This is a genomic window from Roseateles sp. UC29_93, from assembly GCF_042695725.1.
Classification (GTDB): Bacteria; Pseudomonadota; Gammaproteobacteria; order Burkholderiales; family Burkholderiaceae_C; genus Roseateles; species Roseateles noduli_A.
The window spans coordinates 4396047-4419872 of sequence record NZ_CP170545.1; the positions used below are offsets into that span (position 1 = coordinate 4396047).

The 23826-nt window shown below is 69.6% G+C and carries 19 protein-coding genes and 1 pseudogene; 12 read left to right on the forward strand and 8 right to left on the reverse strand.

All coding sequences use genetic code 11. The annotated features are described in order from the left end of the window. Positions 1-116: 116 nt before the first annotated feature. Complete coding sequence (locus ACFJIX_RS20545; RefSeq protein ID WP_377154325.1) at positions 117-620, reverse strand: universal stress protein; 504 nt, start codon at positions 618-620, stop codon at positions 117-119. Positions 621-657: 37 nt separating this feature from the next. After that, a complete protein-coding gene (locus tag ACFJIX_RS20550) occupies positions 658-879 on the reverse strand; it encodes a hypothetical protein (RefSeq protein ID WP_377154327.1) in 222 nt (73 codons plus the stop codon). Positions 880-1152: 273 nt separating this feature from the next. Between ACFJIX_RS20550 and ACFJIX_RS20555 the strand changes: the two genes are divergently transcribed. The 3 genes from ACFJIX_RS20555 (at position 1153) to ACFJIX_RS20565 (ending at position 2892) form a co-directional block, all read left to right on the forward strand. Continuing rightward, entirely contained in the window at positions 1153-1389 is a 237-nt protein-coding gene (locus ACFJIX_RS20555; RefSeq protein WP_377154330.1) for a hypothetical protein, read from the forward strand. 181 nt (positions 1390-1570) lie between these two features. Next, complete coding sequence (locus ACFJIX_RS20560) at positions 1571-1957, forward strand: DUF4398 domain-containing protein (protein ID WP_377154333.1); 387 nt, start codon at positions 1571-1573, stop codon at positions 1955-1957. 29 nt (positions 1958-1986) lie between these two features. After that, entirely contained in the window at positions 1987-2892 is a 906-nt protein-coding gene (locus ACFJIX_RS20565; RefSeq protein WP_377154335.1) for an OmpA family protein, read from the forward strand. Between the two features lie 34 nt (positions 2893-2926). On the opposite strand, the gene ACFJIX_RS20570 is transcribed toward ACFJIX_RS20565, so the two are convergent. From ACFJIX_RS20570 to ACFJIX_RS20585, 4 genes are all read right to left on the reverse strand, one after another. After that, a complete protein-coding gene (locus tag ACFJIX_RS20570; RefSeq protein WP_377154337.1) occupies positions 2927-3517 on the reverse strand; it encodes a PEP-CTERM sorting domain-containing protein in 591 nt (196 codons plus the stop codon). 11 nt (positions 3518-3528) lie between these two features. Further along, entirely contained in the window at positions 3529-5907 is a 2379-nt protein-coding gene (locus ACFJIX_RS20575) for an alpha-1,6-glucosidase domain-containing protein (RefSeq protein WP_377154339.1), read from the reverse strand. A 114-nt stretch (positions 5908-6021) separates the two neighbouring features. Continuing rightward, a complete protein-coding gene (locus ACFJIX_RS20580) occupies positions 6022-7122 on the reverse strand; it encodes a pullulanase-associated domain-containing protein (protein ID WP_377154341.1) in 1101 nt (366 codons plus the stop codon). A 268-nt stretch (positions 7123-7390) separates the two neighbouring features. After that, positions 7391-7993, reverse strand: coding sequence for a cysteine dioxygenase (locus tag ACFJIX_RS20585; RefSeq protein WP_377154343.1), 603 nt, complete (start codon positions 7991-7993; stop codon positions 7391-7393). Positions 7994-8168: 175 nt separating this feature from the next. Between ACFJIX_RS20585 and ACFJIX_RS20590 the strand changes: the two are divergent. Continuing rightward, positions 8169-9232, forward strand: a pseudogene (locus ACFJIX_RS20590) (LLM class flavin-dependent oxidoreductase). Positions 9233-9269: 37 nt separating this feature from the next. Next, positions 9270-10226 carry an ABC transporter substrate-binding protein gene (locus tag ACFJIX_RS20595; protein ID WP_377154346.1) on the forward strand — a complete coding sequence of 319 codons (957 nt, stop codon included), beginning with the start codon at positions 9270-9272 and terminating at the stop codon, positions 10224-10226. Between the two features lie 12 nt (positions 10227-10238). On the opposite strand, the gene ACFJIX_RS20600 is transcribed toward ACFJIX_RS20595, so the two are convergent. Then, positions 10239-10448 carry a hypothetical protein gene (locus ACFJIX_RS20600; RefSeq protein ID WP_377154348.1) on the reverse strand — a complete coding sequence of 70 codons (210 nt, stop codon included), beginning with the start codon at positions 10446-10448 and terminating at the stop codon, positions 10239-10241. A gap of 104 nt (positions 10449-10552) precedes the next feature. Here ACFJIX_RS20600 and ACFJIX_RS20605 point away from each other — a divergent pair, with 104 nt between their 5' ends. Beyond that, positions 10553-10888 carry a hypothetical protein gene (locus tag ACFJIX_RS20605; RefSeq protein WP_377154350.1) on the forward strand — a complete coding sequence of 112 codons (336 nt, stop codon included), beginning with the start codon at positions 10553-10555 and terminating at the stop codon, positions 10886-10888. A gap of 29 nt (positions 10889-10917) precedes the next feature. Here ACFJIX_RS20605 and ACFJIX_RS20610 read toward each other — a convergent pair whose 3' ends face one another. Beyond that, complete coding sequence (locus ACFJIX_RS20610; RefSeq protein ID WP_377154352.1) at positions 10918-13071, reverse strand: TonB-dependent siderophore receptor; 2154 nt, start codon at positions 13069-13071, stop codon at positions 10918-10920. A gap of 417 nt (positions 13072-13488) precedes the next feature. Here ACFJIX_RS20610 and ACFJIX_RS20615 point away from each other — a divergent pair, with 417 nt between their 5' ends. The 6 genes from ACFJIX_RS20615 (at position 13489) to ACFJIX_RS20640 (ending at position 23750) form a co-directional block, all read left to right on the forward strand. Continuing rightward, the gene (locus ACFJIX_RS20615) at positions 13489-15672 is read left to right on the forward strand and encodes a TonB-dependent receptor (RefSeq protein WP_377154354.1); all 2184 of its coding nucleotides are present in this window, start codon (positions 13489-13491) and stop codon (positions 15670-15672) included. Positions 15673-15798: 126 nt separating this feature from the next. Then, positions 15799-17220 (forward strand): tetratricopeptide repeat protein, encoded by a 1422-nt coding sequence (locus tag ACFJIX_RS20620; RefSeq protein WP_377154357.1) that lies wholly within the window; start codon positions 15799-15801, stop codon positions 17218-17220. A 14-nt stretch (positions 17221-17234) separates the two neighbouring features. Beyond that, complete coding sequence (locus ACFJIX_RS20625) at positions 17235-19871, forward strand: ABC transporter substrate-binding protein (RefSeq protein ID WP_377154360.1); 2637 nt, start codon at positions 17235-17237, stop codon at positions 19869-19871. Continuing rightward, entirely contained in the window at positions 19868-20818 is a 951-nt protein-coding gene (locus ACFJIX_RS20630; RefSeq protein ID WP_377154362.1) for an ABC transporter permease, read from the forward strand. Before ACFJIX_RS20625 ends, ACFJIX_RS20630 begins: the two co-directional genes overlap by 4 nt. Then, positions 20815-22506: a dipeptide ABC transporter ATP-binding protein gene (locus ACFJIX_RS20635; protein ID WP_377154364.1), complete on the forward strand. Its 1692-nt coding sequence runs from the start codon at positions 20815-20817 to the stop codon at positions 22504-22506. The genes ACFJIX_RS20630 and ACFJIX_RS20635 overlap by 4 nt, the downstream gene beginning before the upstream one ends. A gap of 170 nt (positions 22507-22676) precedes the next feature. After that, entirely contained in the window at positions 22677-23750 is a 1074-nt protein-coding gene (locus ACFJIX_RS20640; protein WP_377154367.1) for a hypothetical protein, read from the forward strand. Positions 23751-23826: the final 76 nt, after the last annotated feature.

Genomic DNA, 23826 nt, shown 5'->3' on the forward strand with positions numbered 1-23826 from the left:
GTGGTCAGGGGGAACGCCGCTTGTCCCGATCGGGCACTGCGGCTTGTCTTTCAGTCGACTGCGATGCTACGCCACTAACGGCGATGCCAGGGGATCAAGTGCCGCCGGCATCGGCGTCAGGCGGTGAGGGGCCTCCGGTCGGACGAGGCCTCGCCGTGTCGGGAGGCCCGGGTGTCCTCGGGGACCGGCGAGCGGACGAACAGCACCGGCACGGCGCTGTCGCGCAGCACGAGTTCGGCGTCGCGGCCCAGCGGCAGCCTGCTCAACGGGCGACGGCCATGCGTGCCCAGCACGATGAGACCGCAATGCTGGGCTACCGCTTGCGCGACGATGATCGCCGCGGCATGGGACTCGACGGTCTCGTGCAGGAAGTACGACACCTGCAGTCCGCAGTCCTGGACGGCCACGGCGGCCTTCCCGAGCAGTTCTTCCCCGTAGGCGCGGAGCGTGCGGCGATGCTCGTTGAAGTCGTCGGCGGTCTGCAGGAAGAGCGGCTCCGCATCGATCACGTGCAGCAGCACGACGCGGGCCTTCAGCGCGACGGCCAGGCCGAGCGAGTAGGCGAGGCTGGCGTCGGCGGCCCGGCTGCCGTCGATCGGCACGAGGATCGCATCGTTCATGGGGGCCATCGGTGTCATCGGTGTCATGGCGCGCTCCTCACGCGATGCGGCGGATGCAGGTCATGAAGGCCGCGTACAGGGACAGCGCGGTGGCGTCCTGGCGCTTGTATTCGGCCCACGCGTCGGCCAGGAAGCTCACCTGGCTCAGCGAGATGGCGACCAGCCAGAGCGACATGCCCCAGCCGAACGAGCCGTAGGCGATGAGCACGGCGCCCAGGACGGCGAGGGGCGCGACCGACAGGATCAGCAGGGCGTTCATGAGCGGGACTCCGGCGATGGGATCGAGGGGACACCCGCAGCTTGAGGTCGCGGCGCCGCGGGGTCTGTGGGCTGCCGCACGCTGGAGGTCCCCGCGATGTCCCTGCCTGCTCCGAGCCGGGACGCGGCGCCGGAGGCGAATCCGTCTCCGTCCCGGGCAGAAAAGAATGGCAATGCCTGCCCAGGCATCCGTGCTTCAATGATCGCCACTGACCGCACGCGCACCTGGGCCTCCCAGACCTCGCGTCAGCCAGGCGCTGCGGGGGAACGGACGATGAGCCAGTCACTGATGGTCGACTTCCAGCACACGTTTGAAGACACGGGCCGATCCGTCAAGGTCTGCGCCGACGTCATCGCGAGGGACAGCTTCCTGACCTGGATCGCGACCTTCCACATGGCCCCGAAGGTCTTCGAGATGACGGGCTGCGTGTGCAAGGCCGACGACGAGAGCGCACGCCACGCCGTGATCTGGTCGATCGGCCAGGCGCTCGACGTCAGGCGCTTCGACTGAAGTCCTGGCGGTCGCTCACGGGGTTGTGTCTTTTGCGCCTGGCTTCTGCGCCAGGTCTCGGCGCAGGCCTCGGCGCCAGTCCTCGGCGTGCAGGCCATTCGGGCCGCTACGTACGGCGCCGGACAGACGCGCCGTGTCGCGCGCCCCATGCTGGGTGCTCACTGCCCTTGGAGGCACCCCCATGACTATCCCCCATTCGCTGACGCGGCATGCCGCGTTGACGCTCATCACCTTCGCTGCGCTGGTGCTTGGCGCCTGCGCCACCACGCCGGATCCCGTCGCCCAACTGGCGGTCGCCGAAGCGGCCGTCCAGGGCGCCAACACGCCGGACACCGCGCGGCTTGCCGGCGCGCAACTGCAGCTGGCCGTCGGCAAGCTCAGCGCGGCGCGCGCCGCCCAGACGGCCAAGGACTACGTCGGCGCCCGCAGGCTGGCCGACGAGGCCCAGGTCGACGCGCAGGCCGCGGTGGCGCATGCGCAGTCCGCGCGCTCGCAGCAGGCCTCGGCCGAATCGCAGGCCGCCGCGCGCGCCCTGGACGAAGAGGCGGCCCGCCGCACGCCGCGTTGATCCGCCCCCATCGAATTGAAGGACTCCCCATGAATGCCTTGACCCCGCTCCATCTCCTGCTCGTGTCGACCCTGGCCGCATCGCTGGCGGCATGCGGCGCCTTGCCCGATCGCCATGCGTCCCTGGACCGTGCGCACGCGCGCCATGACGCGGTGCGCGCCGACCCGCAGGTCGCCAGCCTCGCCCCGAACGAGCTGATGCGCGCCGACGCGGCGTTGACCCAGGCGGACGCCGCGGCGAAGGCCGGCGCCGACAACGCGGACGTCGACCACCTGGCCTACGTCGCGCAGCAGCGCGTCGTCATCGCGCAGGAGGCCGCGACGTCCCGCGCCGCGCAGGCGCAGGTGGACCGCATCGCCGCCGAGCGTGATCAGAAGCGCCTGATGCTGCGCACGCAGGAAGCCGAGACGGCCCAGCGACAGCTGGCCCAATCGCGACGCGACAACGTCCGGCAGGACGTCGCGCTGAACGCGGCGAACACGCAGATGTCGCGCGATCAATCGGAGCTCGCGAACAAGGAGGTGCGGGTGAGGGAGCTGGAAACCCAGCTGACCGACCTGCATGCGGTCCGTACCGATCGCGGCATGGTGCTCACGCTGGGCGACACGCTGTTCGAGACCGGCCGATCGACCTTGAGCGCCGAGGGAGGACGCAGCATGGGAAAGCTCGTCGACTACCTCAAGCACGATCCGACGCGCGGTGCCGTCGTCGAAGGGCACACGGACAACGTCGGCTCCAAGGCGTCCAACCTCGCGCTGTCGGAACGGCGCGCGGAAGCGGTGCTGAACGCGCTGGTCCGCCAGGGCGTCCGCAACGATCAACTCAGCACGCGTTCCTACGGATCCGCGCAGCCCGTGGCCTCCAATGAGACGGCGGCCGGCAGGCAGATGAACCGGCGCGTGGAGGTGTTGTTGAGTCCGGTGAAGGTGCAGTGAGGGCGGGAGGGCCGACAGGCCCTCAGCCGACGACTCACCGACGCGCGGTCCGCGCGTGCGCGTGGGCGCGGCGCGTCCGGAGGCCGATGACCCCCAACCCCAGCAGCACCAGCGCCGCGGTCGCCGGCTCCGGCACCGCCGACGCCGTCACGTCGAACGTGAGGCTGCCTCGCAGCCATTCGCCTTCCGCGACGTCGAGCGCGAAGTCCTTGTACGCCTCGCTGAACTCGAGGCGCAGCAGGCCATCCGCGCCGACGCCCAGCCCGAACGGGCTCAGGTCGAGCGAGCCGCTGTAGCTGCCGGTGCCGCTCGCGAAGTCCGCGCCGCCGGGCGCGAACGTGAGCAGGTCCAATCCGCTCGACCCGCCGAAGCTCACCTGCATCTCCGACAGCACGCTCGGCGCGAAGGCGTTCAGATCGAGCGACCAGGACAGCGAATTCAGCACCGCGTTCGCCCCCACATCGATGAACCAGACCGTGTTGCCGGCTTCGCCCTGCAGGTTGATGCTTTGCGCGCCGCCGACGTCGATGACGACGGGCGTCGCCTGCGCGGGTGCGCTGGCGAGACCCAGCAGCGCGGAAGCAGCCACGACGGACGCAGCGACCAGGTGTTGAAGTGTCTTCATGACGTCGGCTTTCAGTGGGAAGCGGAGGAGGGGACCACGAACACGACCGCCGTGCGCGCCGGCACGTTGAAGCGGCCGGTGGTCCGGTCGAAGCTGGCCTGGCGGGCACGCGAATCGGCGGCCGTAGGCGCCGTGTGGACCGGATGCAGCGCCAGCGCATGTCCCGCGAGCGCCGGCAGCGTCAGTTCCTTGGCCGTCTTGTCGACGTTGATCAGGTAGACCAGCTCGTCGAAGTTGGCGCCGGGATAGCCCATGCCATCGAGCTTGCCGACCAGCACCGTCGCCTCCTGCGACGAGCCCGTGTTCAGGAACGTGAGCCGCGCCTTGATGTCCTCGGCCGTGCGCAGCCGCAGCAGCGTCGAGCTCTTGCGGATGCGCAGCAGGTCGCGGAAGACGTCGCGCGTCCATGCGATGTCCGCCGCGGCCGGCTTGATCAGCGGGTTCGCCAGCAGCGGCTTCGCATACGGCCAGTTGTCCGCGTTGTCGCGCGATGGCGGCAGGCCGACGCCGAAGTTGTTGTCCGTGTAGGTCCAGTCCAGGCGGTTGAACCAGTCACCGCTGTCGTAGCTGTTCCGGTCCAGCGACTTGCTGCGCAGCGTGTCCGTGCCCGCGTGGAAGTACGCCACGCCCTGGCTGAATGCGTTGATCGCGCTGGCGAGGATCTGCACGCGCGCGCGGTCCTCGCGGCTCGTGCCGACCGGCAGCCGGAACGCGTTGTTGTCGAACAGCGTCAGGTTGTCGTGGTTCTCCACGTAGTTGACGACCTCGCCCGGCTCCAGCACCCAGCCCGCCGGAATGCCGCCGACGTCGATCTGCTCCAGCCGCAGCGTGGCGTCCCAGCTCGTCTGCATCTGGAAGCTGCGGATCGAGCCCGCCAGCGCCGCACGGATGCGGTCCGCCTGCCACATCAGTTCCCCCCGGGTCTGGCCGCCGTTGTGGCCGTTGCCGTCGTAGAAGAAGCCGTTCACGTAACCCTGGCTGGCGAGCAGCGCCTCGCCCGAATCGCAGCAGCCGCCGCCGCGCACCGCGTCGCGGATCAGCGGGTTGAAGCTGCCGATGCCCGAGCCGTTCAGCGACAGCATCTCCGCCTGCACGAAGCGCGCGCCGTTGGCAACTTCGCCGAAGTTCCAGCCCTCGCCGACGATCTGCACCTCGCGACCGGCGGCCTGCTTCACGCGCGCCTTCAACGCCTCCATGACCGCGCGCGGGTGGTGGCCCATGATGTCGAAACGCAGCGAGCTGATGCGGTAGTCCCGCGTCCACGTGACCGCCGAATCGATCATCAGCTTGGCCATCATCAGGTTCTCGGAAGCCGTGTTCTCGCAGCAGGTCGAGCGCTCGATGCCGCCGGCCGCGTTGTAGCGGAAGTAGTAGTTGGGCACGACCTTGTCGAGCACCGAGGTGGCGTTCTGCCCCGACGAGGTGGTGTGGTTGTAGACGAGGTCCATGCCCACGCGCAGGCCGGCGGCGTTGAGCGCCTGCACCATGCGGCGGAACTCGACGACGCGCGCGAGCGGATCGTTCGCGTTGCTCGCGTAGCTGCCCTCCGGCGTCGAGAAGTGCTGCGGGTCGTAGCCCCAGTTGAAGCAGTCGGTGCCGGCCGTGGCGGCGACGGCGGCCTGCTGCGTCTCGCCGTCCGGCGCGCCGGCGGGCGAGGGCGTGACGCAGCCCTTCTCGTTGACGGTGGCGAAGTCGAACACCGGCAGCAGGTGCACATCGGTCAGCCCCGCGGCGGCGAGGGCGCTCAGGTGGCGCATGCCGTTGGAGCCGCTCTCGGCGAAGGCCAGGTACTTGCCGCGCCGGGCGGCGGGCACGCTGGCGTCGTTGATCGAGAAGTCGCGGACGTGCAGCTCGTAGATGCTCAGGTCCGACGGCGCGGAGACCGTGGCCGGCGGCGCGCCGGCGTCCCAGCCCGCGGGTTTGGTCGACGCGGACTGCAGGTCCATCACCACGCTCTGCTGGCCGCCGAGCGTCACGCCCAGCGAGTAGGGATCGGCGACCAGGTTGCGCACCAGTCCCACCCCCTTCACGAAGACCTGCACCTGGTAGCGATAGGTGGCGCCCTGCAGGCTGCCCGCCTTGGTGAGGCGCCAGACGCCGGTCGCGGCGTCGCGCGTCATGGGCTCGGTGGTGGTGCGCGTGAGCGTCGAGCCGGCGATCGGCGTCGTCAGCACCAGGGCCACGTCTTGCGCGGTCGGCGCCCACAGCTTGAAGCTGGTCGAGCCGTTGGCCACGACGGCGCCGAGGTCCGGCACGTCGGCGGCGGCCGCGTAGAGATCGTCCAGCGCGCCGGCGATCTGCGCGGCGGTCGCGTTCTGGACGCGGCCGTCGGCGTCCTCCTGCACGAGCACGAGCTGGCGCTGATGCAGCGACGGCAGCCGGCGCGACATCGGCCTGGCGGACCGCGAAGACCGCACCGCTCGCCACGTACTTGAAGCGTTGCGCATCGGCCGGCGGCACGGTGCCGGTGAAGGCATCGAGCGTGATGAAGCCGTCGGCGCCGCTCACCGGCGCGTTGGCGGCGACGCTGATCTGTCCGTCGCCGAGTGGTACAGGCGCACGGTGCCCGAGGCGCTGATGCGCGGCCATTTCACGAGCGTCCTGTTGAGCCACACGGCGCGCGCGTCGGTGCTCGACACCTGGCGCAGGTCCGGCGTCGCGGTGTAGACCGTCGCATCGCGTTCCACCAGCCACACATGACCGACCTGGTTCTGGATCGTCAGCGCGGAGAACTCGACGCGGATGTTGTTGTCGCGGCCGTCCTTGTCGTTCTCGTTCGGCGGCATGCCGTGGACGATGAATTCGAGTCCCTTGCGGCTCGCGTCGCCTTGGGGATTGAGCACCGGGATGTCGAAGACGATCTCGTCGCTGCCGGCCGAGTAAGCCGGCATGGCGCTGAAGGCGACGGGCTGGTTCCAGTTGTCGATGGTGACGCCGCCGGGCAGCGCCGCCGCGTTGAGGCCGCTGCCGTTCCACAGGTGCAGGCCCCAGGCGCTGTAGGCGCCGTCGAAGCGCTTGTAGTGGACCCGCAGCGTCGTGATGTCGGGCGTGGCCAGCAGCAGCGGATTGCTCGGGTAGTTGGTGCTGTCGCCCTGCAGGCGCCAGACCTCGTTGGCGCCGGCCTGCAGCACCAGGCTCTGGTCGGCGCCGCCGTTGTCTTTGTTGTCGCCGTTGTGGAAGAGGAAGCCGACGGTGCCGCTCGTGGCGGCCAAGGGCACGTCGTAGTAGACGCCGAAGTCGTCGCTGCCCGCGGCGTTCCAGCCTTCATTCCAGTTGGGCCCCTGCGCGGCGCCCCAGGTGTGGATCTGCCAGCCGGCGTGGTTGCCGTCGGCGCGCCGGTAGTGGACGCGCAGCGAGGTCGCCGGGGTGTCAGGTGTTGCCACCGCGGCCGCCCGCGCACGCGACGAGGTGGGTGACTCGGGAACGCCCGCGATCAACGCGACGCCGTTCTCATCGACCACCGCCGCGCCGGTGCCGGCCGCCTTCTGCTGAGCGAGCCCTGCCTCGCCGCCGCCGCACGCCGACAGCAGCCCGCACAGGCCGATCGTCAAGGCGCCCACCACCCGTCGCGCCGTGCGCGACCAACCGTCAGCCCATGCCTGCATGTCCAGCCCTCCTCAAAGGTGGCTGGATGCTAAGGAAGTAAAACTACATCACAAGACGGTGGAATCCCGAAGTCGGATTACATGTCGATGGTTCATGGGACAGGCAGGAGGCAGGCGGGAGACAGGGTTTGGGCGTCCCGCCAGGGCCGCCGGACGAGGCTCGATGTAGTTTTGCTTCATCGAGAGGGCGCTCCCTCGCCCGCTTGCGGGAGAGGGTGGGGGTGAGGGCCAGCGGACGCGGCAGTCATCCGCCGCCCCTCGGCGCCCCTCAGGTCAAGGCCGAGTACCCCGACACGAATCGATGCGGCGTGCCATCGGCGTCGTAGGTCGACCGCTCGATGCGGCCGATGTCGGCGCCATAGACGTGGATGCTGATCGAGACCTGACCCTCGATCGCGTTGTGCACGCGGTGGATGTCGCCCAGGCGCGGCGAGACGGCCTCGACCTGACCCGGTGACAAGCGCACCGGCGGGCCGTCCGGCACCAGCTCGTGCGGGCCGGTGAAGCGGTAGCCCTGCGAGTCCTCCGCGCCGCGCAGCATGCCGATCAGGCCCCACACGGTGTGATCGTGGATCGGCGTGGCCTGGCCCGGTCCCCAGACGAAGGACACGATGGAGAAGCGCCCCTGCGGGTCGACGTGCAGCGGGTACTGGCGGTAGCGATCGGCGCCTGGCCGGGCGTGGGTTGGCGGCAGCCAGTCGTCGCGCGCGACGAGCTCGGCGAGCAACGGGCGCAGCGACGTCAGCAGCTCCGGCTCGCGCAGGCCCTGATCGAGCAGATCCCCGGTGCGATCGATGAAGCGGGCCAGTGGCGCCGGCACGGCGGACTTCGCCGACGCGGCCTCGCGCGCCTCGACCTCGAGCTCTGGCATGTCGATTCCCCTCATGTGCCGGACCCAGTGTGGACAAGGCCCTGACCTCTGTGAATCCTGCATTCCGAGCATGGAAAGTCGGATTCGTTCTTTGCGGAGAACCGCACCGGTCTCTACGTTTCGGTCCTGTCCGACCCACGCAGAGGCCACCAGCATGAGCATCCAATTCATCGGCATGATCCAGTCGCAGAAGACCTCCGAGATCCACCCGGCCAGCGGCCCGGTCGTCGATCCGGACTACGTCACCGCCTTCGCCCAGGCGCACGAGGCGGCCGGCTTCGACCGGATCCTGGTGCCGCACCATTCCACCGGACCGAGCGCGCAGTTGACGATTGCCCACGCGGCGGCGCACACCTCGCGCATCGGCTTCCTGCTGGCGCACCGGCCCGGCTTCGTCGCTCCGACGCTCGCGGCGCGGGAACTGGCGACACTGGACCAGTTCACCGGCGGACGGCTGGCGGTGCATGTGATCTCCGGCGGCTCGGATGCCGAGCAGCGCCGCGATGGCGACTACCTCGACCACGACCAGCGTTACGAGCGGACCGACGAATACGTCGGGTTGCTGCGGCAGCTCTGGACCAGCGACCAGCCCTTCGATCACGAGGGCACGCACTACCGTTTCGACGGCGGCTTCAGCGAGGTCAAGCCGCGCCAGCAGCCGCACATCCCGGTGTTCTTCGGCGGCGCGTCCGACGCGGCGTTGCCGGTGGCCGGCAAGCATGCGGACGTCTACGCGCTGTGGGCGAATCGCTGGAGCAGACCGCCGAGCTGACGCGGCGCGTGCGCGCGGAGGCGGCGCGGCATGGGCGCAGCATCGGGTTCTCGGTCTCCTTCCGACCGATCCTCGCGGACACCGAAGAGGCCGCCTGGGCGCGCGCCGAGCGCATCCTGGAGGACACGCGCCGGCTGCGCGTCGCCGCGGGCTACAGCCGCGGCGGCCCGCAGCAGAGCGAGGGCGCGCGACGCCTGCTGGCGGCGGCGGAGAAGGGCAGCCGCGTCGACAAGCGGCTGTGGACCGAGATCGCGCGCGAGACCGGCGCGCGCCACAACAGCACCGCGCTGGTCGGCACGCCGGAGCAGGTGGCCGAGGCGCTGCTCGACTACTACGACCTCGGCGTCACGACTTTCCTGATCCGCGGCTTCGATCCGCTGGAAGACGCGATCGACTACGGCCGCGAGTTGATCCCGCGCACGCGGGCGTTGGTCGAGCAGCGGCTGGCGCAGCGGCAAGCCGCTTGAACCCGACCCGCTCTTCCCTCTCCGATTCGAGGACCGCATGAGTTCCCATTCCAACGACTTCTCGCGCCGTCGAGCGCTCACCGGCGGGGCCGCGCTGGCGGCTCTGGCCGCCATCCCGTACGTGCGCTCCGTGCGTGCGCAGGGCCGTGTCGTGGTGAAGGCCGGCGACCAGAAGGGCAACCTGCGCGCGCTGCTGGAAGCGGCGGATGAGCTGCGCCAACTTCCCTACGACATCCAATGGAGCGAGTTCCCCGCCGCCGCGCCGCTGGCCGAGGCGCTCAACGCGGAGGCCGTCGACTTCGGACCGATCGGCGATGCGCCGCTGCTGTTCGCGATCGCCGCCGGCACGCGCATCAAGGCCTTCGCCGTGAACCGCTCCGATGCCTACGGCACGGCGGTACTGGTGCGGCCGGACTCGCCGTTCAAGACGGCTGCGGACCTCAAGGGCAAGTCGATCGGGACGAACCGCGGCTCGATCGGGCACTTCATCGCGCTGAAGGCCCTGGCATCGGCGGGCTTGAAGCCGGACGACGCGCAAGTCCGCTTCCTGCCGCCGGCGGAGGCCAAGCTCGCATTGACGCAAGGCTCGCTCGACGCATGGGCGACGTGGGAGCCGTACACCGCGCTGGCGGAAACGGCCGGCCACGCACGTGTGCTGGTGAGCGGGCGAGGGCAGTGGTCGGGGCTGAGCTTCCTGGCGGCGACCGACAAGGCGCTGGCGACCAAGCGCGAAGCGCTGGCGGACCTGGCCCAACGCGTGAAGCGCGCGCAGGCCTGGTCCTACCAGCACGTGCCGGAGTTCTCCGCGACGCTGGCGCGCATCATCGGCATCCCTGTCGAGGCCGCGCGCCTGCAGTTCGAGCGCCGCGCCACGCGCTGGATCGCGCTCGACGAACAGGTGCTCGCGGACCAGCAGCGCAGCGCGGATTTCTATCTGCAGGCGGGGCTGCTGAAGCAGCGGCTGGACGTGCGGCCGACCATCACGCTGGTCTGACCGCGACACGCGTCAGCAGGACTTGTTGTCCGGCGTTCGCGCGCGGGGCTTGGCCCGACCGTGCCAGGCCAGCGCGGCGCTGCAGGCGAGCAGCAGCGCCGACCCCAGGAAGTTGCCCAATGCCTCTTCCGGCTGCGACGGCTGGAGTTCCCACCCCACCTGCGCATTCCATACCGCGATCGCCGCCATGACCACCGCCGCCAGCCCGTGCGTGACTCGCATCCCGACCCCTCGTTCTTGTCCGGCGATCGTATCGGGAAATGTTCGGTAGCGAACATAGGGAGTGGCACGGGTGCCTCGCGGTTCCCTGGATACGATGAGCGACCATGCGCTCCAGCGTCCCCATCCAGATCTCGCGGTTCGTTGACGAACACTTCCCGGGCTTTGTCGAGTGCGTGCTGGTCGACGCATTCGGGAAGTCCCACGTCTTCATCGAGAAGATGCCCGTCGTCACGACGGAAGCCCTTCTGTCGACGAGCAGTTACCCGCGCCCGGGCTCCATCGATTGCGAAGTCGTTGCCGAATGGACCGACGACAGCGGGCGGGCGCTGATGCGGGTCAACACCGAACGACCGTGGGGCGTCGAGTCCACGGAGGGACTGACGGAATTCGTCGTGGCGTTGCCGACTCCCTCTCCCGCTTGCGGGAGAGGGCAGGGGTGAGGGCCAGCAGCCTCACGCAAGAACCGACCTCAAAGCTCGATCTTCGCGTTCACCCCCAGCGTCCGCGGCGCTCCCACGAACGTGTAGCCTGACGCCAGGAACCCCCAGTAGTTGCGGTTGAACACGTTGTCCACGCCCGCGCGCAGCGTCACCGGGTGATGCGCAACGTTCGTCTGGTAGCTCACGCCCAGGTTGACCAGCGAGTAGCTCGGCAGCCGGTACTTGTTGTTGGCGTCCGCGGTGAGGCCGTCGAAGTAATGCACCTCGGCGTTGGCGCTCAGGCCCTCAACGCCTGGCACCTTCTGCGTCACCCCCACTGACGCCTGCCACTTCGGAATGCCTTCCAACCGGTTGCCCTCCAGGCTCGGATCGGTCCGGCGATAGGTGCCGGTCGTGTACGCGGCGCTGGCGGTCAGGCGCGTGCCCGTGTCCACGTTGACGTAGCCGTTGAGTTCCGCTCCGCGCAGCCGCACCTGGCCGTTGGAGACGTAGTAGTTCTGCGCGTTCGCGTATTCCGCGCCGCGGTCGATCTCGAACAGCGCGCCCGTCACGCCCCAGCCGCGGCCGTCGTGCTTGGCGCCAACCTCGTACTGCTTGCTCTTCAGCGGCGCGAGCACCTCGTCGGCGTTCGCGTAGGTCGTGCCCACCGTGCTGCCTTGCTCGAGCGCCTCCACATAGCTCGCGTACACCAGCGTGTCCGCGCGCGGACGGAACATCACCGCCACCGTCGGCGTGACCGGCGTCTTCCTGTACTGGTTGGTCACCGCGCCCGCGGTGTTGTACGAAGTCTGGTCGTAGTCCGAGTAGCGCAGCCCCAGCAGCACCGACCACTGGTCTGAGAACCCCACCGTGTCGCTGGCGAAGACGGCCTTCTGCGCCGAGTGGTAGTTGTGATACTGCAGCGAGTCGTCGTAGCTGCCGTTCCACGGCAGCGGCGTGATGGGCTGGTAGAGGTTCTCATCGCCGATCGGCGTGTACAGCGACTTGGGCACCGTCTGCTTGTTCAAGCCCTGCCACGCGAGACCCGCCGTGACTTGGTGCTGGAGGCCGGCCGTCGAGAAGCTGCCTTCGATCAGCGCCTGCGCCTGCTCGTAGGTCGCCGCGCCTTGCGCCTTGTTCAGGTAGACCGTGTAGTCGCCGGCCTCGTTGAGCAGGCCCATCCATTGGCCCGAGTAGCGGCGGCGGTCCTGGCTGCGGCTGACGTCCAGCTTCGCGGTCCAGGTGGGATCGATCTTCCACTGCAGGCCCGTGGACACGAAGAACACGTTGGAGTTGAAGAAGGTCGTGTCGTGCGCGTTCAGGTCCTTGCGGCCGCTGGGCGCCTTCGGGATCTGCGTGCCGACGAAGTCGTCCAGGAAGAAGTCCTGCACGCCGCCCTGGACGCGTCGCGATTGGTAGATCGCGTCCGCGGTCCAGGTCAGCGACGAGGTGAGCCGCGTGTCCACCGACACCGAGCCCGAGTTGCGCTGCACATGCGCGCCGTTGTAGGTCTCGCCCTGTTCGTGCGTGAGGTTCAGGCGGTAGCCGTAGCGATCGTCGGCGCCGACGCGGCCGCCCGCGTCGACGTGCTCGCTGAAGACGCCGTCGGAGCGATAGCCCACGTCGAAGCTCAGCAGCGGCTTGTCGGTCGGCTTCTTGCTGACGAAGTTGATGATCCCGCCCGGCGCGCCGAAGCCGTACATGAAACCGGACGAGCCCTTGAGCAGTTGCACCGACTCGAAGGTCTCGATCGGCAGCTCGACGGTGGTCATGAAGAACGGCAGGCCGTTGATCTTGTAGCCGTTGTAATCGTCCAGCGGAATGCCGCGCACGTTGATCGAGTACGCGTTGAACGAATAGGTGTCGCCCAGCGACATCACCGATGCGTCGTTGGCGAACACCTTGCCGAGCGACTTCACCTGGCGGGCGTCGAGGTCCTCCGCATCGACCTGGCGGGTGGAGAAGGGCGTCTCCAGTTCAGACCTGGCACCGAGCGCGCCGGCGCCGAGCGAGCGCTCGCGCGTTCGCGAGCCCTGCACGGTCACGGTGGACAGGGCCGTGCTGGCGGCGGTGGTGGGGCCAGCGGCTTCGGGTGCGTTCTGGCCGCCCGTTGCGGCATCGGCGTTGGACTGGGCCGAGGCGTTGCCGACCGCGCCGAACGAGCCGGCGACCAGCGTGGCGACAGCCAGGGAAACTGCTTTCAAATGGGTGTGCATTAGGGTGTGCATTATTCTTTGGCGTTAATAAGACGTGAATATGTGCGATTACTGCAAAATGCTTTGCGGCTCACGTTTCACTCTATTCAGGCGCCTGGAAATGCAGAGAAACCTTTCGGCGTATCGATATTCGAATGCGGTGTCCCGATGTGCGCTAGTCCAGGGGGAAACGAGCCGCAGAGCGCCCGAGGCGGCCGCTTGTGCGTATATCGATGCGCCGATTCCTTCGTCGCACGGAATCCGCACGATTCCTAAAGTCGCCGCTGGCCCGGAAATACAGCGGCCACCTTCGGCGCCCGCCACGGACGTGCACGGGACCCGCCGAGGTCAGATCAACAAATGACGAAGATCGGGATCGGTATGCGAGTGGGTATGCGAGTGGGTGTTCGAAGTGAATTGAAAGCGGTGTCCGCGGCCGTGCTGGCCGTGCTGGGCACCTCGGCGATGGCGCAAGGCGCGCCTGCGACGGCCGCTTCAACGGCGACGCTGGACCGCGTCGAGGTGACCGCGCAACGGCGCTTCGAATCGGCGCAGGAGGTCGGCGTGGCGGTGAGCGTGCTGTCCGGCGACGAACTGCGCGCCAAGGGCATCACCAGCGTCAACAAGCTGCAGAACGAAGTGCCGAGCCTGGAGATCGAGCCCGCCTTCGGCAGCGGCCAGCCGCAGTTCCGCATCCGCGGCATCGGCTTCCAGGACTACGGCAGCAACAACTCCTCGCCGGTCGGCGTCTATCTGGACGAGGTGTCCTTCGCCTTCCCGGTGCAGACGCAGGGCCTGCTGTTCGACCTCGAGCGCGTCGAGGTGCTGCGCGGACCGCAGGGCACGCTCTACGGCAAGAACACGACCGGCGGCGCGATCAACTTCGTGTCCAAGGCGCCGACGAAGCAGACCGAGTTCGGCGGATCCATCGGCATCGGCTCCTACGGCGCGAAGACGGCGCAGGGCTTCGTCTCCGGCGCGCTCAGCGACACGGTGCGCGGCCGGCTTTCCGCCGCCACCGAGCAGGACGGCGGCTGGCAACGCAACCGGACCACCGGCGAGAAGCTCGGCGACAAGAACATCAGCGCGCTGCGCGGCCAGCTCGAGTGGGACGTGACCCGCGACCTCACCGCGAAGCTCAGCGTCAACCACAACGTCGACAAGTCCGATGTCCAGGGGCTCTACCTCTTCACCGCGCGGCCGAGCTACGGCTTCGCCGCCGATACGAGCCGCCGGTCGACCGGCTGGGGCTTCGCGAGCGACTTCGCCGCGCTGGTCGGCGAATCGGCCGACGCGAAGCCGCACAAGGACAACAGCGCCACCAACGTCGCGCTGACGCTGAACTGGGACCTGGGCGCCACGCAGCTGACGAGCATCACCGCGCACCAGCGCTTTGACCGCAAGGAACTCGCGGACTGGGACGGTACCGAGGTCAACCATTCGGACGTGTTCTGGAAGGACAAGGCCACCACGCTGAGCCAGGAGTTGCGGCTCGCCTCGAAAGGCACGGGCAGCTTCAACTGGGTCGGCGGCGTGTATGCGTCGCGCGAAAAACTCAGCGAGGACTGGACCACCGACTTCCGCCGCGACTACGGCCTGATCACGCGCACACGCTACGACCAGACCGGTCGCACCTGGGCCGTGTTCGGGCAGGTCGACCAGGCGCTCAGCCGCGACCTGAAGCTGGTCGTCGGCCTGCGTCAGGAGCACGAGAAGCGCGCCATCGACGACTTCAGCACCAACACGACGCCGGTCGTCCCGGGCCTTGGCGTCAACGGCGCGGCGCAGTCGCTGTCGAAGAACAACACCTCGGGCAAGCTGGCGCTGGAGTACACGCCGGCGGCGGGACAGCTGCTGTACGGGTCGATCAGCCGCGGCGTGAAGTCCGGCGGCATCACCGCGCACAACACTTTCAACACGCTGGCGCTGGAGCCCTTCCAGCCCGAGAAGCTGCTGGCCTTCGAGCTCGGGTACAAGGCCGACCTGAGCCGCAGCCTGCGCGTCAACACGGCGCTGTTCCACTACGACTACCGCGACCAGCAGTTCCAGGACGTGACGACCACGGCCACCGGCGCGCTGGTCGGGAAGATCATCAACATCGACAAGTCCAAGGTCGACGGCGGTGAGGTCGAGCTGCAATGGCGCCCGCTGGCCGGCCTGACGATCGGGCAGGCGCTGGGCTACAAGCGCGCGAAGTTCGACCGCTTCAACTCGCCGCTGCTGGGCGACCTGTCGGGCCGCGACCAGTTCCTGCCGAAGGTGAGCTACGGCGGCAACGTCGCGTATGCGTGGACAGCGGCCAGCTTCGACTGGCGCGTCGCCGCCGACTACAGCTATCACGCGAAGTACCCGTCCTGGCTGAACCTGCTCAACGTCGACGGCGGCAAGACCTACGACATCCCGAGCTACTGGCTCGCCAACGCGCGGGTGGAGGTGGCGCCGGTCAGCTCGCCGTGGTCGGTGCAGCTCGGCGTGCAGAACCTGTTCAACAAGCAGTACGACCTGACGCGCAACTTCTTCGGCAACCGGCCGAGCACACAGGATGATCTGAACGTCGCTGCCGCAGGCGCGCCGAGGACGGCGACACTGACCCTGAGCTACAACTACTGAGCCGCGGCCCCGATTCGGGCGCGGCGCGTCGTTGCAAATCCTCGCCATAGCGCTGCTATGGCTCCGGTTTGCGCCTAGCTCCGCACCCGAATCGGGGCCGCGGAAGTTGCTCAGGGAAGGACTGTCATGTTGCTGAACGACGAGTTGGGAAATCCGTTCCGCGCCGCGTCCTCGGATGCGCGCGCGGGGATCAACGATTTCATCGGCGGTCTGCTCGCGTACGAGACGCGCGCGGAAGGCATCCTGGCCGCCGCGCAGGCGCATCCGGATGCCGTGCTGGCGCAGGTCTACGCCGGCTGGCTGTGGATGTTCCTGGAGTCGCCGCAGGGGCCGCCGCAAGCGCGGCCCTTCCTCGAAGCCGCGGAGCGGGCGCTGCGCGACCAGCCGCCCGTCGCCGGCAGCGGCTCGCCGGACGAGCGCGCGGCGGCGGAACGGGAAGCGCGCCATGTCCAGCTGCTGGCGCATTGGGTGGACGGCGACGCGCCCGCCGCGCAACGCGAAGCCGACGCGTTGATCGAGCGCTTCCCGCGTGATCTGCTCGTGGTGAAGCTGCGGCAGTACTTCGCGTTCAACCGCGGCGACTCGCCCGCGATGCTGCGCGCGATCCTGCGCGTGCTGCCGCTGCACGCCGAGAACGCCTCTGCCCATGGCATGGCCGCCTTCGCGTATGAGCAGTGCCACCTGCTGGAAGAGGCCGAGGCGGCGGCGCGTCGCGCGCTGGCGCTCAGCGCGAACGAGCGCGAACCCTGGGCGCAGCACGCGCTCGCGCACGTGCTGCTGACCCAGGGCCGGATCGAGGAGGGCACCCGCCTGCTCGACGGCTGGCGCTCGGGCTGGACCGGCTTGAACTCGTTCATGTCGACGCATCTGGCCTGGCACCTGGCGCTGTTCTACCTCGCGCGCGGACGCGACGCCGAAGCGCTCGCGCTGTACGACGGCGCGGTGTGGGGCGTGTCGCGGAGCTACTCCCAGGATCAGGCCGGCGCGGTGCAGTTGCTGGCGCGCCTGGAATGGTGCGGCGTGGGTGTTGGCGATCGATGGTCGGAACTGGCCGGCTTCATCGCCGAACGCGGCATCGACACGGTGGAGCCGTTCCTCACGCTGCTGTATCTCTACGGCCTCGCGCGTGCCCAGCGGCCCGAAGCGGAGGCGCTGCTGGCGGCCGTGCGCGAGGCCGATCAAGGCCGACGCGACGTGTGGTCCGACATCGTCTGGCCCGCCGCCGTCGGACTGGTCGCGCATGCGCGCGGCGAGCCGGAACGGGCCTGGCATCCGTTGAGCCAGGCGCTGCCCGGCCTGGTGCACATCGGCGGCAGCCATGCGCAGCGGGATCTCTTCGCGCTGCTGCACGTCGACGCGGCCGCGCATGCCGGCGCGCTGGTCGATGCGCAGCAGGCGCTGGAGTCGAGGCGCCGCGTCGATCCGGACGAGGTGGCGGTCAACCGCCGGCTCGCCGACGTCTATCGACAGCTCGACCTGCCCACGCTGGCGGATGAGGCACGACGGCGCGTGGCGCGCGTGACGGCGGAATCGGGATGGCGCGCATGACGAGGGGAGAGGGGATGACTGCCGCCTTCCGGCGCCGTGCGCAGGTGATGATCGCCAGCGTGCTGATCGCGTTCTCCGGCGCGTTCTTCGGCGCGTTCTCCGGCGCGCTCGCGGCGGCGCCCGCCGATCGCGAGGTCCGCATCGCGATGCAGCTGGAACCGCCGATCCTCGACCCCACCTCCAGCGCCGCCGCGCCGATCGGGGAACTGGTCTACGGCAATCTCTTCGAAGGTCTGCTCACGCTGGGTGAGGACGGGTTGCCGAAGCCGCGCCTGGCACAAAGCTGGGACGTGCTCGACGGCGGTCTGCATTACCGCTTCCAACTGCGCGACGGCGTGCGCTTCCACGACGGCACAGTCTTCGATGCGAGCGTCGCGAAGTTTGCGATCGACCGCGCCAGGGCGCCGGAGTCGCCCAATCCGCAGCGCACGTCGCTGGCCGCGATCACGCGTGTGGTCGCGAGCAGTCCGCGCGTGCTCGACATCTGGCTGCGCGAGCGCTCTGGCCGCCTGCCGATCGCGCTGTCGAGCGCCGCGCTGGTGATGGTCGCGCCCGCGACCGCCGACAACAACCGCACGACGCCGGTCGGCACCGGGCCTTGGCGTTTCGACCAATGGCGCCGCGGCGACTCGGTGACGCTGCGACGCAATGCCGACTACTGGGGGGCGGCATCGACGCAGACGTCGACCTTGGAGCGCCTGCGCTTCCGCTTCATCGCCGATCCCACGGCGGCGTATGCGGCGCTGATGGCCGGCGACATCGACCTGTTCCCCAACTTCCCGTCGCCGGAGAACCTGGCGCAGTTCCGCGCGGACCGGCGCTTCGCGGTGGAGATCGGCAGCAGCGAGGGCGAGACGATCCTCGCCTTCAACCACCGCAACCCGCTGCTGGCCCAGCTCGCGGTGCGGCGCGCGATCTCCCATGCCATCAACCGCCAGGCGCTGATCGAGGGCGCGATGTTCGGCTACGGCGAGCCGATCGGCAGCCACTTCCCGCCGCGCAACGCGGCTTACGTGGACCTGACGGCCGCATCGAACTTCGACCCCGCGCGTGCGCGGGCGGTGCTCGCGGAGGCCGGCATCGCGCCGGCGACGATCCCGCCGCTGCGGATGAAGCTGCCGCCGACGTCCTACGCGCGGCGCTGCGGCGAGATCCTCGCGGCGCAACTCGCGGCGATCGGGCTGCGGGTGCAGATCCAGAACCTCGAATGGGCGCAGTGGCTGGACCAGGTCTACACGCGCCACGACTTCGACCTCACCGTCATCGTCCATGCCGAGCCGCAGGACTACGACATCTACGGCCGCGACGGCTACTACTTCGGCTATCGGAGCCCGGCCTACCAGTCGCTGCTGCGCGCGCTGGACGCGACAAGCGATCCGGCGGAACAGCGCGAGCGGCTCCACGCGATCCAGCGCCGGCTCAGCGACGACGCGGTCAACGGCTTCCTGTTCCAGTACCCTCGGCTGCTGGTGCGTCGCGCGGACCTGCACGGGCTCGGCACCAACGGCATCGGCGGCGTGGAACTCGCGGGCGCGTTCTTCGAAGGCGCCAGTGTGGACGGGCAGGGCGCGTCGGTCGGGAGCGGCTCGCGCGCCGCGAGTGGCCCGGCGGGCGCGCGCTGGTCGTTCCTGGCGCTCGCGCTCGTCGGCGCGGCGCTGGCGGCGGCGTGGCTCGCGTGGGTCGGTCGCCGCTGCGATCCCGGCTGGCTGGCGGCGCGCGGCGTGAGCCTCGCGCTGACCCTGGTGCTGGCGAGCTTCGTCGTCTTCGCGCTCGTGCAGCTGGCGCCGGGTGATCCGGCGCGACAGATCCTCGGGCTGCAGGCCGACGAGGCGACGGTCGCGCAGTTGCGACGGGAGCTCGGCCTCGACGCGTCGTGGCCGGGTCGCTACCTCGACTGGGTCGCCGGGCTGCTGCGCGGCGACTTCGGCAACAGCATCACCTACCGCGTGCCGGTGTCCGGCCTGCTGCTGGAGCGCCTGCCGCTGAGCGTGCCGCTGGCGCTGTACGCGCTGCTGCTGGCGGTCGCGATCGCGGCACCGGCGGGCCTCGGCGCCGCATGGCGGCCCGGTAGTCGCCTGGATCGCTTCATCGACCAGCTCAGCCAGTTGGGCCTCGCGGTACCGAACTTCTGGCTGGGCCTGCTGTTGAGCCTCGTCTTCGCCGTCGGGCTGCGCTGGGTGCCCGCCGGCGGCTTCGAAGGCTGGGGTCAGGGCTTGTCCGCCGGACTGGCGTCGCTGACGCTGCCGGCGATCGCGCTCGCCTTGCCGCAGGCGGCCATCCTGGCGCGCGTGCTGCGCGGCAGCCTGATCGACCTCGGCGGAGAGGATTTCCTGCGCACCGCGCGCGCCAAGGGCGCCGGCGACTGGCGCGTGCTGTGGCGCCACGCGCTGCCCAACGCGGCACTGCCGCTGCTCACGCTGCTGGGTCTGCAGCTGTCCTTCCTGCTGGCGGGGTCCGTGATCATCGAGAACGTCTTCTTCCTGCCCGGCCTCGGCCGGCTGCTGTTCCAGGCGGTCGCGCAGCGCGACCTCGTGCTGGTGCAGAGCGTGGTGCTGCTGCTGGTCGCGACCGTGGTGCTGCTGTCCTTCATCGTCGATCTCAGCGGGCGTGCCGCCGATCCGCGCCTGGCGCGCGCGGGAGGCCGGTCATGAGCGCGCATCCGTCACGTCCCTCACGTCCTCCACATCTTCCAGGCAGGCTCATCGGCGGTCTCGGCCTGAGTGCCGTGCTGTCGGCGCTGGCGCTGCTGTCGCTGTGGTGGACGCCGTGGGACCCCGCCGCGCTGGATCTGCCCGCGCGCTTGCAGGGACCGTCGTGGACGCACTGGCTGGGCACCGATGCGCTCGGCCGCGATGTGTTGTCGCAGCTGATGCGCGGCGGCGCGACATCGCTGGGCGTGTCGCTGGTCGCGGTGGCGCTGGGGGCCAGCGTCGGCGTGCCGCTGGGCCTGTGGGCGGCGGCGCGGGGCGGCGTGGTCGACGAGCTGCTGATGCGCGGCAACGACCTCGTCTTCGCGTTTCCGTCGCTGCTGCTGGCCGTGCTGCTGAGCACGGCGCTCGGGCCCGGCGCGATCAACGCGATCCTGGCGGTGGGCGTGTTCAACATCCCCGTCTTCGCGCGGCTGACGCGCGGCGCGGCGCTGCCGCTGTGGCAGCGGGAGTTCACGCTGGCCGCGCGCGTGGCCGGAAAGGGCGCGTGGCGCATCTCGATCGAGCACGTGCTGCCCAACCTGGGCGGATTGCTGCTGGTGCAGCTGAGCATCCAGCTCGCGCTCGGGCTGCTGGCCGAGACGGGGCTCTCCTACCTGGGCCTGGGCACGCAGCCGCCGCAACCGAGCTGGGGCCGCATGCTGGCCGACGCCCAGACGCTGACGGCGCTCGCACCGACGCTGGCGGTGTTTCCCGGTCTGGCGGTGGCGCTCTCGGCGCTGGCTTTCCAGCTGGTGGGGGACGGGCTGCGTGAGCGGCTGAACCCGCGATCCGCCCGATCGCATGGATCGCATGGATCGCATGGATCGCATGGATCGAACGGATCCCTCGGATCTCATGCATCACTTGGATCGGATCGATCGAATCGATCTGACTGGACCTTCCCATGACGGTGACTCTTTCCCCGCCCGGCGCGGCGCTGCTGCGCGTGCGCGATCTCTCGCTGCAGGCCGGCGAGCGCCGCCTGCTCTTCGTTCCGGAACTGGACGTGGCCGCGGGCGAGATCGTCGGCCTCGTCGGCGAGTCCGGATCCGGGAAGTCGCTGACCGCATTGGCCCTGCTGGGCCTGCTCCCGCCGGAGCTGTCGCGGCGGGGCTCGTTGCACTTGGAGGGCGTTGATCTGGGCGCGCTCGACGAAGCCGGTTGGCGGCGCGTGCGCGGCGCTCGCGTGGGACTCGTGTTCCAGGAGCCGATGACGGCGCTGAACCCGTTGATGCCCGTCGGCGCGCAGATCGAGGAGGCGCTGCGGCTGCACGGTCGGGGCAATGCCGCCGAACGGCGAGCGGAGGTGGACCGGTTGCTGGAGCGCGTCGGTCTGCGGACTTCAGGCGTCGCAGCGGACAAAGCGACGGGCGTGGACGCGCGCCGCTATCCGCATGAGCTGTCCGGCGGTCAACGCCAGCGCGTGGCCATCGCGGTCGCGGTGGCCTGCCGGCCGCGCCTGCTGATCGCCGATGAGCCGACGACGGCGCTCGACGTCCGCAGCCAGGCGCAGATCCTCGATCTGCTCAGGCGCCTGGCGCGGGAGGACGGCTGCGGGCTGCTGCTGATCACGCACGACCTCGGCGTGGTCGCGGAGATGGCCGACCGGCTGGTCGTGCTGCGACAAGGCGAGGTGCAGGAACAAGGCCCGATGCGGCAACTGCTCGATCCGCCGCGTCATCCGTACACGCGGGCGCTGGTCGAGCAATCGCGGCTGACCTCGGCACTGCCGCGTGAGACGCCGATGGCCGAGACCAGCGAGCGCGACGTGCCCGTCGTGCCCTTGCTGTCGCTGCGCGCGATCGTGTGCGAGTACCCCGCGGCCGACCGCAGCTTCTTCCGTCCGCGCCGGCGCGTGCGGGCCGTCGATCATGTGAGCTTCGACGTGTTGCCCGGCGAGCGCGTCGGCCTGGTCGGCGAGTCGGGCAGCGGCAAGTCCACGCTGCTGCGGACGGTGCTCGGATTGCAGCGGCCGGCGTCAGGCGAGGTCCGACTGGCCGGAGAGCGATTCACCGGCGCCGAGACGGCCTTGCGGCGGCGCGTGCAGATCGTGTTCCAGGATCCCTACGGCAGCTTCGATCCGCGCTGGCGCGTGGAGCGCCTGCTCGCCGAACCCTTGCACCTGCTGCGACCGGCGTTGAGCGAGGCACATGCGCGCGATCGCGCCGTGCATCTGCTGGAGCAGGTCGGACTGGGCGCCGATGCGCTGCGGCGCTTCCCGCACGAGTTCTCCGGCGGACAGCGCCAGCGGCTCGCGATCGCGCGGGCGCTGATGGTCGAACCCGACCTGCTGGTGCTGGACGAAGCGGTCTCCGCGCTGGACGTCTCGCTGCGGGCGCAAGTCCTGACCCTGCTGGAGCGCCTGTGCCGCGAGCGCGGCGTGGCCACGCTGTTCGTCACGCACGATCTGGCGGTGGTGCGCGCGGTCACGGATCGCGTGATCGTGCTGCAGCAAGGCCGCGTGGTGGAAGCGGGCGCCACCGCCGAGGTCTTCGCCGCGCCGCGGCAGGCGTACACGCAGGCGCTGCTCGCGGCGGCGCCGGACCTGGACCGCGCGCTGGCCTCAAGGCGACGTGCGGAGGCAGACGCCGCGTAGAGGCCCGGGCGCTCAAGCGGGCGCCGAAGGTCGCTGCCGGCCATTTCGAAGTGACGGCTGTGCGATTGCCATCAACACGGCACGACTCCCTCCTATACTCCGCGCCCATCACGCCAAAGCGGTCCCGTTCAGAGGACTTCGGCGACCGATCTTTCAACGGGGAGGAACCCATGATTTCAGCGAAGCGCACGCATGCCGCCATTCTGGCGGCGATCTCGACCCTCATCGTCGCGGCCTGCGGCGGCGGTGGCGACGCCGGTCCGGACTCGGTCGCCCGGGCCTCGTCGGTGCCGACGACGCTCAGCGCCAACCAGCAGATCTTCGAAAGCTTCATCCTGGCACCTGCCGAGGGCAGCTATTTCCTGCACTGGAACCTGAACTACTCCGGCGCGCAGACCGCCGGCGTGAGCTACGCGTATTCGGACTTCGGCCTGCTGACGGCGTCGCCGTTGACGAGCGGTCCGCAGCCCAGCCCGCAGAGCGCTCCCCACAACATCACCAGCACACTGGCGCTGCCCACGCCGGGCGCCACGCGCGTGCTGAAGAACGGCGCCGTGCTGGTCGCGAGCAGGTCGAGCACGGTGTCGTACGTCGGCGACGACGTGCGCGTGGACTCGCTCGCCGCGGACGGCGTCACCGTGGTGTTCTCCGAGGTTCGCAGCAACTACGAAACCGTGGCGCTGACCGGCCTCGTCAAGTCGGCGCCGGCGGACTTCGCGCACTTCCACAACTCGTTCTTCTCGAACGCGAACGTGCTCGACGCTACCGCGACGTATCTGCCCGGCGCGGCCTACCTCAAGTTCGACCAGACCAACAAGGGCGACCGCTACAACGCCTTCGACTGCACGACGGCGACCACCGGCACCAACATCACGCCGTGCCGCACCGCCACGACGCTGACGGCCGCGCTCACTGCGGGCATCACGTCCAACAGCGACGGCACCACGTATCGCCTGGCCAACGGCACCATCAGCACGGTCGACGGCGTGTCGGTCTGGGTGGCGACCAATCCGCGTCCGCAGTCGGCCACGATGACCTCGACGGTCCAGTACCGCGTCTACTTCGAGCTGAACGGCAACGTCTACACCGGCGGACTGACCAAGGACGGCGCGCTGATGGGCGACAGCTACTACGTGTCGAATCCGGCCGGCACCACGGTCACCCAGCGGCTCACCTTCCTGCCCTTCGACATCCGCATGAACAAGGCCGCGCATGACAGCATCGCGGCGGCGATGAAGATCTGATGGGGGCGCCTTCGGCACGCCGCCCCTGAACGCATGGCGCCGGGCACTGCTCGGCGCGATCATCTTCTGGGGCATT